Source organism: Ruegeria sp. CDSA079, from assembly GCF_059612245.1.
The window spans coordinates 89,927-105,680 of record NZ_JBXWQF010000004.1; the positions used below are offsets into that span (position 1 = coordinate 89,927).

At 57.9% G+C, this 15,754-nt stretch carries 14 protein-coding genes; 8 read left to right on the forward strand and 6 right to left on the reverse strand.

The window, feature by feature from the left end; translation table 11 throughout:
* Positions 1-4: 4 nt before the first annotated feature.
* The 5 genes from AC2FJZ_RS05570 to AC2FJZ_RS05590 all read left to right on the forward strand — a co-directional run bounded on the left by AC2FJZ_RS05570 (position 5) and on the right by AC2FJZ_RS05590 (position 5,266).
* Positions 5-2,821 carry a helicase-related protein gene (locus tag AC2FJZ_RS05570; protein WP_496776415.1) on the forward strand — a complete coding sequence of 939 codons (2,817 nt, stop codon included), beginning with the start codon at positions 5-7 and terminating at the stop codon, positions 2,819-2,821.
* Positions 2,822-2,827: 6 nt separating this feature from the next.
* Entirely contained in the window at positions 2,828-3,193 is a 366-nt protein-coding gene (locus tag AC2FJZ_RS05575; RefSeq protein ID WP_496776417.1) for an RNA-binding S4 domain-containing protein, read from the forward strand.
* Positions 3,194-3,259: 66 nt separating this feature from the next.
* Positions 3,260-3,598 (forward strand): ferredoxin FdxA, encoded by a 339-nt coding sequence (gene fdxA, locus AC2FJZ_RS05580; RefSeq protein ID WP_170451366.1) that lies wholly within the window; start codon positions 3,260-3,262, stop codon positions 3,596-3,598.
* Positions 3,599-3,881: 283 nt separating this feature from the next.
* Positions 3,882-4,391: a CarD family transcriptional regulator gene (locus AC2FJZ_RS05585; protein ID WP_050603638.1), complete on the forward strand. Its 510-nt coding sequence runs from the start codon at positions 3,882-3,884 to the stop codon at positions 4,389-4,391.
* Between the two features lie 113 nt (positions 4,392-4,504).
* Positions 4,505-5,266 (forward strand): ion channel, encoded by a 762-nt coding sequence (locus AC2FJZ_RS05590; RefSeq protein ID WP_496776419.1) that lies wholly within the window; start codon positions 4,505-4,507, stop codon positions 5,264-5,266.
* Here AC2FJZ_RS05590 and cobS read toward each other — a convergent pair.
* Positions 5,263-6,027 (reverse strand): adenosylcobinamide-GDP ribazoletransferase, encoded by a 765-nt coding sequence (gene cobS, locus AC2FJZ_RS05595; protein WP_496776421.1) that lies wholly within the window; start codon positions 6,025-6,027, stop codon positions 5,263-5,265. The genes AC2FJZ_RS05590 and cobS overlap by 4 nt on opposite strands.
* Before the next feature lie 78 nt (positions 6,028-6,105).
* On the opposite strand from cobS, the gene cobT reads away from it, so the two are divergent.
* On the forward strand, positions 6,106-7,116 hold the full coding sequence (gene cobT / locus AC2FJZ_RS05600; RefSeq protein ID WP_496776424.1) for a nicotinate-nucleotide--dimethylbenzimidazole phosphoribosyltransferase: 1,011 nt from the start codon (positions 6,106-6,108) through the stop codon (positions 7,114-7,116).
* Positions 7,117-7,146: 30 nt separating this feature from the next.
* Here cobT and AC2FJZ_RS05605 read toward each other — a convergent pair whose 3' ends face one another.
* Positions 7,147-9,027, reverse strand: a complete 1,881-nt coding sequence (locus tag AC2FJZ_RS05605) for a monovalent cation:proton antiporter-2 (CPA2) family protein (protein WP_496673657.1) — start codon at positions 9,025-9,027, stop codon at positions 7,147-7,149.
* Between the two features lie 20 nt (positions 9,028-9,047).
* Positions 9,048-9,503: an Lrp/AsnC family transcriptional regulator gene (locus tag AC2FJZ_RS05610; protein ID WP_050603634.1), complete on the reverse strand. Its 456-nt coding sequence runs from the start codon at positions 9,501-9,503 to the stop codon at positions 9,048-9,050.
* A 147-nt stretch (positions 9,504-9,650) separates the two neighbouring features.
* Here AC2FJZ_RS05610 and hppD point away from each other — a divergent pair, with 147 nt between their 5' ends.
* Positions 9,651-10,748, forward strand: coding sequence for a 4-hydroxyphenylpyruvate dioxygenase (gene hppD, locus AC2FJZ_RS05615; protein WP_496673654.1), 1,098 nt, complete (start codon positions 9,651-9,653; stop codon positions 10,746-10,748).
* Positions 10,749-10,814: 66 nt separating this feature from the next.
* Here the strand turns inward: hppD and AC2FJZ_RS05620 are convergent, their stop codons facing one another.
* The gene (locus tag AC2FJZ_RS05620) at positions 10,815-12,863 is read right to left on the reverse strand and encodes a hypothetical protein (protein ID WP_496776426.1); all 2,049 of its coding nucleotides are present in this window, start codon (positions 12,861-12,863) and stop codon (positions 10,815-10,817) included.
* A gap of 155 nt (positions 12,864-13,018) precedes the next feature.
* On the opposite strand from AC2FJZ_RS05620, the gene AC2FJZ_RS05625 reads away from it, so the two are divergent.
* Entirely contained in the window at positions 13,019-13,723 is a 705-nt protein-coding gene (locus AC2FJZ_RS05625) for an SIMPL domain-containing protein (protein ID WP_496673649.1), read from the forward strand.
* A 2-nt stretch (positions 13,724-13,725) separates the two neighbouring features.
* Here AC2FJZ_RS05625 and AC2FJZ_RS05630 read toward each other — a convergent pair whose 3' ends face one another.
* Positions 13,726-14,436, reverse strand: a complete 711-nt coding sequence (locus AC2FJZ_RS05630) for a GNAT family N-acetyltransferase (RefSeq protein WP_496776428.1) — start codon at positions 14,434-14,436, stop codon at positions 13,726-13,728.
* 2 nt (positions 14,437-14,438) lie between these two features.
* Complete coding sequence (locus AC2FJZ_RS05635; protein ID WP_496776430.1) at positions 14,439-15,731, reverse strand: O-acetylhomoserine aminocarboxypropyltransferase/cysteine synthase family protein; 1,293 nt, start codon at positions 15,729-15,731, stop codon at positions 14,439-14,441.
* Positions 15,732-15,754 lie beyond the last annotated feature (23 nt).

Genomic DNA, 15,754 nt, shown 5'->3' on the forward strand with positions numbered 1-15,754 from the left:
GGCAATGGTGAGCGGGTCATCCCGAGTAGTGGCCGTATTGGGCCCGACAAACACAGGCAAAACCCACTATGCGATCGAACGGATGCTGGGATACCGCACCGGTGTGATCGGTTTGCCGCTGCGGCTGCTGGCGCGCGAGGTCTATGACAAGATCGTCGCCATTCGCGGACCGTCTGTTGTGGCACTGGTCACGGGTGAAGAGCGCATCGTGCCGCCGCGCACCCAATATTGGGTCTGCACGGTCGAGGCGATGCCCGATGGCATGGGGGCAGATTTCGTCGCGATCGACGAAATCCAACTCTGCACCGATCCCGAACGCGGCCATGTCTTTGCCGACCGCCTGTTGCGTGCGCGGGGGACAAATGAAACACTGTTCCTTGGCTCTGACACCATGCGCGGTCCGATTGCCGCCCTGGTGCCCGAGGCGCAGTTTGTGCGGCGCGAACGAATGTCGCAACTTGTCTATTCGGGGTCCAAAAAGATCAGTCGGATGCCCGCACGCAGTGCCATCGTCGGATTCTCGGTCGAAAATGTGTATGCCATCGCTGAATTGCTGCGCCGCCAGAAAGGTGGTGCAGCCGTGGTTATGGGCGCACTCAGCCCGCGCACGCGCAACGCACAAGTCGATCTCTACCAGAATGGCGAGGTCGATTATCTTGTTGCCACCGACGCAATCGGGATGGGGTTGAACCTTGATGTGAACCACGTGGCGTTTTCATCCCTGACCAAATTTGATGGCCGCCGGATGCGACCGCTGGCCCCGAACGAACTGGCGCAGATTGCGGGCCGGGCCGGTCGCGGGATGTCTGATGGCACCTTTGGCGTGACGGGCGAGGCTCCGCCACTGGACGAAGGCGTGGCGCAGGCCATCATGGACAGCCGCTTTGCGCCGATGAAAAAGCTGAACTGGCGGAATGCCGCCTTGCGGTTCGGCTCAATCGACGCGCTGATCGCCTCGCTTGAGGTCAGCCCAAATGACGAGCACCTGACCAAAGCGCGCCCTGCGGACGACCTGAATGCGCTGAAGTCCTTGTCGCAAGTGACCGAGGTCGTCGCTCGTGCCAGCGACCCGCAATCCATCCGTTTGCTGTGGGATGTGTGCCGGATTCCCGATTTTCGCGGCATCAGCCATGCAGAACACGCCAGTTTGCTCGAGGTGATCTTTGGCCACTTGCATGAAAGGGGGGGCGTTCCTGATGACTTCATGGCAAGACAGATTCGCCGGATCGATCAAACCCATGGCGATATTGACGCATTGTCCAAAAGGTTGGCATATATTCGCACTTGGACATATGTTGCGCAACGAAACGGCTGGGTCCGTGACGAATCGCATTGGCGTGACGAAACGCGCACTGTAGAAGACAGATTGTCAGACGCGTTACATGAGCGTCTGACTCAAAGATTTGTGGACCGGCGTACATCTGTTTTGCTGCGCCGGCTCAAACAGAAGGAGGCCCTTTTGGCCGAAGTAAATGACAAGGGTGAAGTGACCGTCGAAGGCGAATTCGTCGGTCGTCTGGAAGGGTTCCGGTTCACGCCGGACAAAAGCGCGCAGGGAACCGAGGCGAAAGCTCTGAAATCGGCGTCCTTGCAAGCACTCGCGCCGCAATTCCATCTGCGCGCCGATCGCTTCTACAATGCGCCCGATACCGAAATTGATTTCACTGATCAGGGTGGCCTGATGTGGGGCGAATACGCCGTCGGCAAACTGGTTGCCGGGGCAGAGTCTCTCAAGCCGATGGTCGAAGTTTTTGTGGACGAAGCCGCAGGGCCGGATGTCGAACAGAAAGTGCAGCGCCGGTTGCAGCATTTCATCGACCGCAAGGTCGCCGCGCTGTTCGAGCCGCTGCTGAATCTGTCGCGCGATGAAGAACTGACTGGTCTGGCCAAGGGCTTTGCGTTCCGCATGGTCGAAGCGCTGGGCGTACTGCCCCGCGCGCAGGTCGCGCAAGAGGTCAAGGATCTGGATCAGGACTCCCGCGGTGCGCTGCGCAAGCACGGCATCCGGTTTGGCCAGTTCACGATCTTCATGCCGCTGCTGCTGAAACCCGCACCCACGCGCCTGCGTCTGGTGCTGTGGGCGTTGTCCAGCGGTTTGCAGGAGTTCCCCGAAGCTCCGCCTCCGGGTCTGGTCACTGTACCCATCGACAAGGATGCGCCGCAGGGATACGACACCATGTGCGGCTACCGCGATGCGGGCGAGCGTTCGATCCGGATCGACATGCTGGAACGTCTGGCCGACATGCTGCGCGCCGAAGACAGCCGGGGCGGGTTCGAAGCCAAGCCGGATATGCTTTCGATCACCGGTATGACGTTGGAACAGTTCGCAGACCTGATGCAAGGCTTGGGGTACAAAGCCGAGCGTGGCGAGCGTGAAAAGGTCAAACAGGCCCCTGTGGAAATGCCCGCGACTGAAGCACCTGATCAGGCCGCCGCAGATGAAACCCAAGCCGCAGAGGCCACCTCGGAAGAGGTCGTGGCACCCGCCGAGGCGCCAGCCGAAGCTACGTCAAGCCCCGAGGCGGCAGCCGAGGCACCAGCATCTGACGCCGTATCGGATGAGCCAGAGGTTGAGGTTTTCTTTACCTTCACCTGGGGTCGTCAGCGGCAACCCAACCGTGGCCCACGTCGTGAGCAAGGGCAAGGTAACGGCAAACCGCGTGGTAAGCCTCAGGACGGTCGCGGCAAGCCTCACGGCAAGAAGGGCGGCAAACCTCAGGGTGCCAAGACTTTCTCGTCACGGCCTCCGAAAAAGGAAAAGGCCATCGATCCCGACAACCCGTTCGCCGCTGCGCTGATGGGTTTGAAGGACGGCAACTGACGCAATATGGCTGATGCCAAGCTGCGGATCGACAAATGGTTGTGGCAGGCGCGGTTCTTCAAGACCCGCAGCCTGGCCGCCAAACAGGTCAGCGGCGGCTATGTCAGATTGAACGGAAACCGGGTGATGAAACCGGCACAGACCGTGTCACCCGGCGACGTTCTGACCTTTCCTCAGGGCCGTATCGTGCGCGTTGTACGCGTGGAAAAACTGGGTGAACGCCGTGGTCCGGCCCCCGAGGCGCAAACGTTGTATCTCGATATGACCGAAAAGCAGGACGTGCCTCCAAAGAATCCCGGGTTTGAAGGAAAGGGTCGCCCAACCAAGAAAGATCGACGCGCTCTTGATCTTTCTCGCACAGAAGATCGCTGATCCTATCTTGAAGAGTAGGCCAGACTGAATTAGCTAGTCGCTCAAACCGCAAACGGGAATCCGATCATGACCTATGTTGTCACCGAAAACTGTATCGCCTGCAAATACACCGACTGTGTCGAAGTATGTCCGGTGGACTGTTTCTATGAAGGTGAGAACACATTGGTCATTCACCCCGACGAATGCATCGATTGCGGCGTGTGCGAACCGGAATGCCCGGCCGACGCAATCCGTCCGGATACCGAGCCGGGGATGGAGCAATGGGTCGAGTTCAACCGCAAGTTCTCGGAACAGTGGCCGGTCATCGTCACCAAGAAAGATCCGCTTCCCGGCGCGGAAGAACGTGACGGTGAAGAAGGCAAGATGGAGAAGTATTTCTCAGAAGCACCTGGCGAAGGCGGTTAAGCGATTCGCTACAGCGTTGCTTCTTTTGGCGCGAAGTGTGCTAAGTAACTGTTTGAATGCGCGTATAATTCAAAAAATTCCCGTAGGGTAAACTTTCGGGCGTCGTATTTTTGTGATATAATCTCAGCCTGTATGATGACCGAGATTGGGATGCGCTCCGAAAGTACGCTCGCTTTGGAGTTTTGAATTTATGACAGAAACGCCGCCTGACGGGGCTGAGACAGTCCCCGCATGTGGTGCTTTTTTTGTCTGCGTCCCGGTCCGCAAGCAAGGATAAAACTGAATGACAAAGTCGAAAAAGCTCGAATTCCGCCCGAACGACTATGTTGTCTACCCCGCACATGGCGTAGGCCAGATCATCTCGATCGAAGAACAGGATGTCGCTGGGTTCACGCTCGAGCTGTTTGTCATCTCATTTGAGAAAGACAAGATGACTCTGCGCGTGCCGACCAACAAGGCCACCGAATCCGGTCTGCGGTCGCTGAGCTCGCCGGATGTGATCAGCCAGGCGATGAAGACGCTGAAAGGCAAGGCCAAGGTCAAACGCGCCATGTGGTCCCGTCGCGCCCAGGAATATGAACAGAAAATCAACTCGGGTGATCTGATCTCGATTGCCGAGGTTGTCCGCGATTTGCATCGCACCGATGACCAGCGCGAGCAGAGCTATTCCGAGCGTCAGCTTTATGAAGCTGCTCTGGAACGTCTGACTCGCGAGGTTGCAGCCGTGTCCGGGGCTGGCGAAGTTTCGGCCGCGAAGCAGGTTGACGAAGTACTGACCTCGCGCGCTGCCTGATCGCACCAAAAACTGCTTGAGGCCGCTCCATTTGGGGCGGCCTTATTCGTGGCTTGGCGATTTGCGCAACTGCCGTTAATTTCACTTTATATGCAGCACGATACAGGGCGGATATGAAGCAGACGGTGAAATACCTGTATATCGGACATGATCCGATTTCGGTCTGGTTTCGCTATGGCTTGATCGTGTTTGACATCGTGTCGATCGTGTTTTTTGTCGCCACGGCCCATTTTCCAAATGGGCCGGGCGTCACGGCCGCAAGCATGCTGATCGGCTTTCTGATTTTGCTGGATTTCTCGGCACGGCTTTGGATCGCCAAGGATCGTCGGAAATTGTTGCGCCAGATTTACACGCTGGCGGATATCGTTGTTATTGTGTCTCTGGTGCTTGATCCGTTCCTGGCTGGCAACCTTGCGTTTTTAAGGATCTTGCGTGCCTTGCGGTTGATCCATTCCTATCACCTGCTGAGGGATCTACGGCGCGACAGCCATTTTTTTCGAACCCACGAAGACGCCGTTATTGCCGCAATCAACCTGCTGGTCTTCGTCTTTGCGACCTCGACCGCCGTTCTGGTGTTCTTCATTCCTGCAGACTCGCAGACTCCCTATATTGATGCGCTCTATTTCACCATGGCAACTCTGACGACCACTGGATTTGGCGATATCACCTTGCCCACACCGGGCGGCAAGCTGTTTTCGGTCTTTATCATGGTGGTGGGTGTTGCGCTTTTTGTCCGGCTGGCACAGGCAATTTTCATGCCCCAGAAAGTACGCCATAAATGCCCAAGCTGCGGTTTGTTTCGGCATGATCCGGACGCGGTGCATTGCAAACATTGCGGCGCTACTTTGCGGATCGAAACCGGGGGTGCGTCTTAAATCAGCGCAACGCAGGTTAGCAGAAAGGCGATCTCGGATACCAATTGTGTGGCTCCCAGAATGTCACCCGTCTGGCCACCGATCTTTGATTTGGCGATGATGGCCAAGACTGCTGCGCTGATTGTTGCAAAGCCCATGGCGGCGATTGTACCCATGCCTATGAGCAGGAAGGCAAGCGCCGCCGCCAGACCCAGTGCTGCGATAACGGATGTTTTCTGAGGTTTGCCGACAGAATGGCTCAGGCCCGACTTCCGGGCATGCGGTAGCCCAGCCATCACCAAAGGCATCAACGCTCGCGAGACAATACATGCGGCTAATATTGCACCCACCGCATCAGCGGTCAGCAAAGCCGCGATAGCCGAGATACGAACCAGTTGAGACATGATCAGGGCAAGCACGCCGTAGGTCCCGATATGGCTGTCTTTCATGATTTCCAAGCGGCGGTCTCGGGTGAACCCGCCCCAGAGGCCGTCGAACGTGTCGGCCAGGCCATCCTCGTGCATGGCACCGGTTGTGGCGATCAGCATGGCCAGCAGCAGACCGGCGGACGCCATTACCGGCAGCCCCAACGCAAGCGCGCTCCACCCCACAAGGCAGGCGAGTCCCGCAACGACCAAACCCACAAGCGGAAAGGCCCAGGTTGCCTGTGCTTGCCTCGAAAACACGGGGTCCGGCAAACGCGGCAGGGGCAGGCGGGTGAGCAGCACCAGCGCCAGCGGTATATCCCACAGAGAAAAAGGTTTCGTGTCGTTTTTTTGCACGCCCGTGCCTTTCGGGGTCTTGTTGGATTCAGTGCTTCGGTTAAACACACAGGACCACTCTGATGCAATGAGGCTTTCATGCTGCCTGAACTGAATGATTTGAACGCGTTCCGCGCTGCTCTTACGGCGGCACCGGGGCCGGATGCCACTGCGGTGCATGCTGCGGCTGACCGAAACGGAAAACTGACCAAGCCCCCGGGCGCACTTGGGCGGTTGGAAGATCTTGCGATCTGGTATGGGGGATGGCGTGGCGATGCCCGTCCGCAGATTAGTGCACCACAAGTCATCGTCTTTGCCGGAAACCACGGCGTCACTGCGCAGGGCGTATCGGCCTTTCCGCCCGAAGTCACCGTGCAGATGGTGATGAATTTCGAACATGGCGGTGCTGCGATAAATCAGCTGGCCAAGGCAGCGGGTGCGACGATGGACGTGCATGCGCTGGACTTGGACACACCCACCGCGGATTTCACTCAAGCTCCGGCCATGAGTGAAGAAGAGCTGCTGAGCGCCTTGCGCACGGGTTGGCAGTCCGTTGATCCGCAGGCCGATCTGCTGGTTGTGGGCGAGATGGGTATTGGCAACACAACTCCGGCGGCCGCCATCGCCTGCGCGCTGTTTGGCGGAGACGCAGAGGACTGGACAGGTCGTGGCACCGGTGTCGATGATGCAGGTCTTGCCAACAAAACGCGTGTTGTGGCTGAGGGTGTCGCGAAACATGCGTCAGAGGACGGCCTGGAGATCCTGCGCTGCCTCGGAGGGCGCGAGATTGCCGCGATGGCCGGAGCGATTGCCGCCGCGCGCGTATTGCGCATTCCAGTCATTCTGGACGGATTCATCTGCTCTGCCGCTGCCGCTTGCCTGTGGAAATTGTCGGCCGGTGCGCTGGACCATGCGGTTGCCGGGCACCAAAGCGCAGAAGCGGCGCATGGTGAAGTATTGTCCAAGCTAGGCAAAGACCCGTTGCTGAGCCTTGGCCTGCGCTTGGGCGAAGGGTCCGGTGGGGCACTGGCGATAAACATTCTCAAAAGCGCAGTGGCTTGCCATTCCGGCATGGCAACCTTTGCCGAGGCAGGCGTATCTGACGGTTAAGGTGTCGCCTGACCCGGGCACGGATCTGGGTCAGGCAGATTTCTTGGCGTGCTCTTCAGCCAATTCGAGCAACGCGGTTTCCAGTTCCCTTTCCAGCTTCTGCGAACGTTCGATGTATTTCTTGTTCTCAGCAGTCGGCATTCCGGGAACCCACAGTTCGGCCAGATCGCGCATAGAAGCCCGATCATGGTGATAGAAGGTCTGCTCTGCTTGCGAAGCCTCATATTCACTCAGCCCGATATTCTCCAGCACGTAGCGCCCCGCGCGCAGCGAACTGTCGAACATTTCACGCACGATGTCGTTGGCTCCGGCTTGATACAGCTCGTAGACGTGGGTCCGATCACGGGCCCGGGCGATGATGTGCAGGTCGGGGCGCTGCCGTCGAGCATAACCAACAAGTCTTGTGACTTGCTTGTGGTCATCCATCGCTGCCACCAGAACGGATGCTTTTTCCAACCCTGCGGCACGTAGCAACTCGGGCCGCGTAGGGTCGCCCAAGAAGCCTTTTACGCCAAACCGGCGCATCAACTGAACGGTTTCGATATCGTGGTCCAGCACAACGGTCTTGAAACCGCTGGCGCGTACCAGACGATTCACGATCTGACCAAAGCGGCCGATGCCCGCGATGATAACCGGGCCTTTTTCATCAATCTCATCCGGTTCGGGCTCCTTTGAGGTGTCGCCCATTTTTCGGGACAGCAGGTCATAGATGATGAACAGAAGCGGGGTGATCAGCATCGTCAGCGCAATGATCATAAGCAGCTTCTGCGACAGGTCGGGCGGTATTACATTCTGTTGTGTCGAAAAGGCCAGCAGTACAAACCCAAATTCACCGGCCTGCGCCAGTCCGAGTGTGAACAGCCAGTGATCCCGCCCGCTCAGGCGGAATGCCTTACCGACAAGGTAAAGGATGACCCCTTTTGCCAGGATCACAAGCAGCGCCAGGCCGATCAGGTCAAACGGATCGTCGAAGAAGTAGCCAACGTTAATGCCTGCTCCGACCGTGATGAAGAACAGGCCCAGGAAAAGGCCTTTGAAAGGCTCAAGGTCGCTTTCCATTTGGTGACGAAACTCGGAACTGGCCAGAACAACGCCCGCCAGAAAAGCGCCCAAGGCGGGTGACAGCCCGACCAGCGTCATCAGAAAGGAAATACCAACGACGATCATCAACGCCAGCGCGGTGTACATCTCGCGCAGACGGGTGGCGTGGATAAAGCGAAACAGGGGGCGCGTGAGGTAGACACCCGCCAGAATGACGAAGGCCACAGCTCCTATCGTGACGAGAGTGACGGCCCAACCTGGCAGCCCTTCGACCAGAGACAAGCTATGGTGGCCTGCTCCGTGTAGGTCGGCAACACCGCGGTCAATCGAACCATCTGCTTCGATATGAGGTAACGCTGGAAGGGCCAGCAGCGGCAACAATGCCAGGATCGGAATGACTGCGATGTCTTGCGTCAGCAGCACCGAAAATGTGGCTCGACCACCGTTCGTCTGCATCAACCCCTTTTCCGACAAGGTCTGAAGGACGATCGCTGTAGACGACAAGGACAAGGTCAAACCCACTGCCAGCGCGACGGACCAGGGGTGATTTGCATAGATGGCAACGGCGGCAATCGCAGCTGTTGAGAGCAGAACCTGCAACCCCCCCAGACCCAGCAGCTTGTCGCGCATATCCCACAAGGCGCGGGGTTCCAGTTCCAGTCCGATCAGGAACAGCATCATCACAACGCCAAACTCGGCAACATGTTGAAGGTTTTCCGTTTCGGCCCCGACCAATCCCAGTACAGGCCCAATGATGATCCCGGCGGCCAAATAACCCAGAACCGACCCTAGCCCCAGCCTTGCGGACAGGGGCACCGCGATCACAGCCGCAGCCAGATAGATCGAAGCCTGATATAGAAAATCGTCCATTAGTCTCCTCGTGATCCCGTTCAGGTGGGCAGGGGGGCGTCGCGTTTCAGTTGGTCCATCACTATCTGGCTTTGCACACGGGCAACAGCAGGATGCGGCAGGATGACATGATGGAGCAAGCTGTTGAGCGCGGAAAGATCATCACAATAGACATGCAGCAGGTAATCTGCCTCTCCTGTCATCGTCCAGGCGCTGGTTATCTCGGGGCGGGTGTCGACCATACGGGCAAAGCTTTGGGATTGTTCGGGGCCATGTGTACCCAGATGAACCTGAACAAATCCTTGCACCTGCAAGTCAAGCTTAAGCGGATCAAGCCGGGCGGCATAGCCCGTAATATAGCCTTCGGCCTCAAGCCGTTGTCGGCGTCTGCCCGCTTGACTGGGCGAGAGGTTCAGCATCTCACCCAGTTGATGCGCAGTCAGATGCGCATCCTTTTGCAGGGCAGATAACAGGCGTTTGTCGGTTGTGTCCAGCACGTGCGGAGGAATCTCGTTTTTTCAGTGTTTCGCGCGCATTTTGCGCGTCAATCTTAAGTTTACACGAAAACAATGCGCAGAAACAGCGTTCGAAAAGTCATATTTTTGAATCAGCAATAAATTTCCGGTCTTCAAAGGAGACGCGCCATGGGTCCATTCCCGCATAACGCCCCGAAATCTGTGATCAGCGACGAAAACCCCGCCGGGACCGACGGGTTTGAGTTTGTTGAATTTGCCCATCCCGAACCGCAGGAACTGCGCGATCTGTTCGCAAAGATGGGGTTCGACCTGGTGGCCCGTCACAAGGATAAACCGTTGGTTGAACTCTGGCAGCAAGGGGATGTCACCTATGTCCTGAATGCCGACCCGGACAGCTTTGCGGACAAATTCGTAGCCGAGCATGGCCCGTGCGCCCCGGCGATGGGATGGCGCGTCGTCGACGCGCAGAAAGCGTATGAACACGCTGTGTCGAAAGGGGCCGAACCCTATGATGCGGACGATAAAACGATGGATGTTCCTGCGATCAAGGGCATTGGGGGGTCACTGATCTATTTCATCGACCAGTATTACGATACATCGCCCTACAATCAGGAATTCGAGTGGATCAAGGAATCCAAGCCGCGCGGTGAAGGGTTCTATTACCTCGATCACCTGACCCACAATGTCTACACGGGCAACATGGACAAATGGTTCGAGTTCTATGGTGATCTGTTCAATTTCCGCGAAATTCGCTTCTTCGACATTCAGGGTAAGTTCACAGGCCTGTTCAGCCGCGCATTGACGTCGCCCTGCGGTCGAATCCGGATTCCGATCAACGAAGACCGGGGTGAGACCGGGCAGATTGTATCCTACCTCAAGAAGTACAAGGGCGAAGGCATCCAGCATATCGCTGTCGGCAGCGAGGATATCTATGCCTCAACCGACGCAATTGCCGAGAACGGTTTGAAATTCATGCCTGGACCGAACCCCGCCTATTACGAGATGTCGAAAGATCGCGTAACGGATCATGAAGAGCCGCTGGATCGCATGATGAAGCACGGCATCCTGATCGACGGTGAGGGTGTTGTGGACGGCGGCGAGACCCGCATTCTGCTGCAGATCTTCTCAAAGACCGTAATCGGCCCGATCTTTTTTGAGTTCATTCAACGCAAGGGGGATGACGGGTTTGGTGAAGGTAATTTCCAGGCCCTGTTCGAATCCATCGAGCGTGAGCAGATCGAAAGCGGTGAGATTTCCGCTGCCTGATCCAAGAACAATGCGCCGGGAACCTAAAACGCCCCGGCGCATCTTTTGTCACGTCGAACCGCGCGATCAGCTGCGCGGCATCGCCAATGTCACGTTGCGGCCCTTTTTCTGATAGCGCAATTCACTGTCGCTGATAGCGATGACTTTCCCGCCGTCAATGCGATCTCCGACTTTCAGTTTCTTGTACCGACCACTGGGCAGACGCACCAAGGCACGACGGTTGGCCGGAGTGCCATAAACACCAATCAGGTTCAGTTTACGCAGGTTGATGGCGTTGTCGATTGTAGCCTGTCGGGCGACCGATGCGGTCGAAGGTATCTTGGGTGCCACCGTCTTGGGTTGAAAAGATCCTGCATCATCGGGCTTTTGATCCAGCGCCGCTGTTGATGCCAGAGTGGACGGCTTTGCAACGGTCGGTCTGGCCGCAACCAGACCTGCTGGTCGCGCCTTGGGTCGGGGGACGCGCATGATGGCCAGCTCAGAGACAGGTACTTCCACCTCTTCAGGGGCTTCCAAACCTTCGGGGCGTGGTTTGGGGCGCTTGCCAGCCAGTTCTTCGCGCGATTGACCACCGAGTTGCTGACGTTCGAACGTTTCTTCAAGATCGTCGGGGCGTGGTTTGGGGCGGAGGCCAGCCAGCCTTTGATCGACCTCTTCAACAACAGGCTCTTCCTCGAACCGCAGCGGAGCTTGTTGCGGGACCTTGGAGGGGCGGCCCAGATATACTGTGATCCCGTCGGGGCTCAATGCACCCTCGGGCGTGGCGACAACAAGCCCCTGATCATCCAGATCGAACCGCGTGCCTGCAACACTGGGCAGTCCCTCTTGATTGAATGGCACGTCCGTGTCGAAACTTGAGGAAGGCGGCAATGCGACAGCATCATTGGAGAGATCGGACTTGTCGATGGATGTCAGATACAGGTCTTCCGGCTCAACGGCGTCCGGCTCTTGCAAAGGAGCGGGGGGTGCCACGTCAATCCCTGTCACGGCAAGGATATCTTTTGGAGCATCGGGATCCTGAGCAATCGGCTCGACCGCTGTTGGTGCAACCTTGAGCGCTTCGAGGATCGCCGCATCCGTAGGTGACAGCTCGGGCTGTTCCTCAGCCTCATCAACTGGTGGTTCAGGCGGCGTGCTTTGCTGGGGTTCAACAGCTGCAACCTCAGGCGTCGGCACCGGGGTGACTTCGGGCTCGGGTGCCGATACGTCCGGTGCAACTGGGTTCGGCTCAGCCTGTTCGAAGCGTTCCTCGGTCGTTTCTGCGGTTGGTTCGGGGAGGGTGCTTGGCTGCGGCTCGACAGCAGCAATTTCGGATGTGGGGTCAGGGATTGCCTTGGCCTCAGGCGCCGATATTTCCGGTGCGGCTGGGCTCAACTCGGTCCGCTCCGATTGCTCGGTCGGGCCAGAGGCCAGCCACGCGCCAAAAACCCCGCCGAGAAGAATCACGGCGGCAAAGGCCGGAATGGCGTAACGCTTGGAAGCGGGCTGTGAGGTAACATGTGCAGCGCGGGAGCTGTCTGGCGCTCGAAACGCATCCGGTGCAGCCGTACCGGCGATGGGATGAGCAGGCAGGCCGAGGGGGGCAACCTCTTCGGGCGAATCCGTTTCACTGGGCTCTGCGGGCTGCGTTGCAAGTGGTTGCTCAGATTGCTCTAGGAAAACCGGCTCGCGTGGGAAGGTGCCTGCGCTTTCTTCAGCGGTGAAAACCGTTGGTACAAAGCCATGGCCTATGGCAAAGTTCCGCGCCTCAGACAGAGTCTTTTTGGCAACGACAGCGACATGAGTTGTGTCACCTTCGGTCTGGCTGTCATAGCTGAGGTCGGACAGAGAATACGGGGTCGCCTCGACCAGTGCTGCCTCAACGCGCGCCTTTCGGTCTGCGACGGATAAGTCACCGGTTTCGACGTCCAAAAAGCGAACCTGATCCGCTGGCAGGACGATCTTGCAACTCAGGTCGTTTTCAAGGGCAAATGCTTTTTCCCGCAATGCCTGAATTTGCTCGGGCAGATCCTGCTCATCCAGCGGAATCGAGCCGACAACGTACCAATCGCCCTCGGATTGGTGGTGCAGAAAAATTCCGGTTGCAGAAAAAGACAACGCAAAGGCGGGTTTCATATTCCGGAAGAACCATAATTATCAGCGTCAATGCAAACGACTTTGCGTTCGCAGACCGACATTAAAGCAGGAACCCGCCGAGGGAAAGAAAAAGGCTGGGATTGCTCTTGTATGGCGACGGTCCGCCAACCCATCTTAAAGTAGAAAAAATTGGAGTGATAACCTTGAAGACATTCGCTTTTCTGGCTGCGATGATGGCAGCAACAGCCGCAGGAGCGGCCCATGCGGAAGAACGTCGCATCACAGTGGATGCAACCGGAACCGTGCAAACAGCACCCGATATGGCGACGATCACGCTGGGCGTGACCAACGAAAACGCAGAGGCCGGGGCAGCCATGCAGGCGACTTCGGATGCGGTTGCCAAGGTCCTGTCACGACTGACCGAGATGGGAATCGAAGACCGGGACGTTCAAACCCGCGATTTGTCACTGTCACCGGTCTGGTCAGGGCGGCACGGGCAGAATGGGGAAAAACCCGAAATCACAGGGTTCACTGCCTCGAACCGTGTTTTTGTGCGCGTTCGTGATCTGACGCAGCTTGGGAAGATTATGGATGCGGTCATTCAGGATGGTGCCAATGATTTCGGCGGGCTGAGCTTTGGTGTGCAGGATTCAAAACCGTTGGAGGCGCAGGCCCGTGCCGAAGCCGTCGGCGAGGCCAAGGCCAAAGCGGAACAGTTGGCACAGGCGGCTGGTGTAACACTTGGCCCGGTGCAAACGATCTCTGAACAATCGGCTGGCGTGCGCCCTATGGCAGAGATGCGCGCCATGAGCATGGCCGATGCAGGCGGGGTCCCTGTTGCGGGCGGGGAAGTTTCAGTCTCGGTCAGCGTCTCGATGGAATTCGAGATTTCGGACTAAGACTAATCCTTCGCGCGGGCCATCAGCGGTGTGCGTTGCTGGCCCGCGGCGTCAAAATTGTCCGGCGACAGCCAGGCTTCGAAAGCATCACGAACGCGCGGCCATTCGGTATCGATAATCGAATACCACGCAGTATCCCGGTTGCGCCCCTTGTAATGGGTCGCCTGCCGGAACACTCCTTCAAAGGTGAACCCCAGCCGCGCTGCCGCGCTGCAGGATGGTGCATTCAGCGCATCGCATTTCCATTCATAGCGGCGATAGCCCAATTCATCGAACACCCGCTTCATCATCAGATACATGACTTCGGTGGATTGCGGTTTGCGCTGAAGCAGGGGCGAGAAGTGGATATGTCCCACCTCGATCGCTCCGGCTGCAGGCTCGATCCTTAGGTACGAGGCCATGCCCAGAGGCACGTCATCACCATCCAGAACAGTATGGAACATCGGATCTGCGTCCATACAGTTGGCGCGGGCCCAATCTTCGAATTCCGGCTCGCTGTCGAACGGGCCGTAGGGCAGGTAGGTCCAGTTGCGTCCATCCCTGTCATTTGCAAACGCCCGGAGCAGTCCGGGCGCATGTCTGTTCACGTCCAAAGGCACGACAGAACAATATCGACCCTCCATCGGAGTATAAGGCGGTGTCGGGCGCGGAAAGTCACCCGAAACCGGCAAACCGATAGGTTGGCCAAGGTCGTTTGTGTCGTGCCCGGCCATCGTCAGGCGCTTGCTTTGGCCAAGGCCTGATCCAGATCCGCGATCAGGTCGTTCGCGTCCTCAATCCCGATGGACACGCGCACGACACCCGCACCCGCACCCGCAGCTTCCTGCTGTTCCGGAGTCAGCTGACGGTGGGTGGTCGAGGCCGAGTGGATGATCAGCGACCGTGCATCGCCCAGATTGGCCACGTGGCTGAAGATCTCCAATGCGTTGACCAGTTTGATACAGGCGTCGTACCCGCCTTTGACCGCAAAGGTGAACAGGGCACCAGCGCCACGTTTGTATTGCGACTTGACCCGGTCGTGATAGGGCGATGAGGGCAGACCTGCATAGGTGACGTAATCCACGCGATCATCAGCTTCCAGCCAGGCCGCGATCTTCTTGGCGTTCTCGACGTGGCGTTCCATCCGCAGCGACAGGGTTTCGATCCCCATCAGCGTATAATGCGCGGCTTGGGGGTTCATAGTCATGCCCAAATCACGCAGGCCAATGGCGATGCCGTGGAAGGTGAAGGCCAAGGGCCCGAACGTTTCGTGGAATTTCAGACCGTGATAGGCCTGCTCCGGTTCGCTGAGCGAGGGGAACTTGTCATTTGCGGACCAGTCGAACTTGCCCGAATCCACAATGCAGCCACCGGTAACAGTGCCGTTGCCGGTTAGGTACTTGGTGGTCGAATGCACAACCAGCGTCGCACCAAGTTCGATCGGGCGGCACAGGTATGGCGTGGCCGAGGTGTTGTCGACGATCAGCGGAATGCCAGCCGCATCAGAAACGTCCGCCAAGGCACGGATATCGGTGACATAACCTCCGGGGTTGGCGATGGATTCGCAGAACACCGCACGGGTGTTTTCGTCGATAGCGTCCTTCACCGCGTCAAGATCGTCGGTGTCGACAAACTTAGCCGACCAGCCAAAGCGTTTGATGGTCTGGCTGAACTGTGTGACTGTACCGCCATACAAACGGGTCGAGGCGACGACGTTGCAACCCGGTCCCATCAGTGGGAACAGCGCCATGATTTGCGCCGCGTGACCGGATGAGCAGCAAACAGCCCCAACACCGCCCTCAAGCGTCGCCACGCGTTCCTGCAACACAGCGACGGTTGGGTTGGTCAGGCGGGAATAGATAAAGCCCACCTCTTGCAGGTTGAACAGGGCTGCGGCGTGATCCGCATCGCGAAAGACATAGGCCGTGGTCTGATAGATCGGTGTCTGGCGCGCTCCGGTCGCCGGGTCGGGGCGGGCGCCCGCGTGAATCTGCAACGTGTCGAAACCGTAAGTGGGGCCGTCAGACATCTTGAAAATCTCCTGTTGGAATT

Bases quoted from the DNA above. Each gene is read 5' to 3' on its own strand.
- AC2FJZ_RS05605 (WP_496673657.1), bottom strand. From the start codon at position 9,027: ATGGACGATTTTCTATATCAGGCTTCGATCTATCTGGCTGCGGCTGTG.
- AC2FJZ_RS05585 (WP_050603638.1), top strand. From the start codon at position 3,882: ATGACAAAGTCGAAAAAGCTCGAATTCCGCCCGAACGACTATGTTGTC.
- fdxA (WP_170451366.1), top strand. From the start codon at position 3,260: ATGACCTATGTTGTCACCGAAAACTGTATCGCCTGCAAATACACCGAC.
- AC2FJZ_RS05630 (WP_496776428.1), bottom strand. From the start codon at position 14,436: ATGGCCGGGCACGACACAAACGACCTTGGCCAACCTATCGGTTTGCCG.
- AC2FJZ_RS05620 (WP_496776426.1), bottom strand. From the start codon at position 12,863: ATGAAACCCGCCTTTGCGTTGTCTTTTTCTGCAACCGGAATTTTTCTG.
- AC2FJZ_RS05570 (WP_496776415.1), top strand. From the start codon at position 5: ATGGTGAGCGGGTCATCCCGAGTAGTGGCCGTATTGGGCCCGACAAAC.
- AC2FJZ_RS05575 (WP_496776417.1), top strand. From the start codon at position 2,828: ATGGCTGATGCCAAGCTGCGGATCGACAAATGGTTGTGGCAGGCGCGG.
- cobT (WP_496776424.1), top strand. From the start codon at position 6,106: ATGCTGCCTGAACTGAATGATTTGAACGCGTTCCGCGCTGCTCTTACG.
- hppD (WP_496673654.1), top strand. From the start codon at position 9,651: ATGGGTCCATTCCCGCATAACGCCCCGAAATCTGTGATCAGCGACGAA.
- AC2FJZ_RS05635 (WP_496776430.1), bottom strand. From the start codon at position 15,731: ATGTCTGACGGCCCCACTTACGGTTTCGACACGTTGCAGATTCACGCG.
- AC2FJZ_RS05590 (WP_496776419.1), top strand. From the start codon at position 4,505: ATGAAGCAGACGGTGAAATACCTGTATATCGGACATGATCCGATTTCG.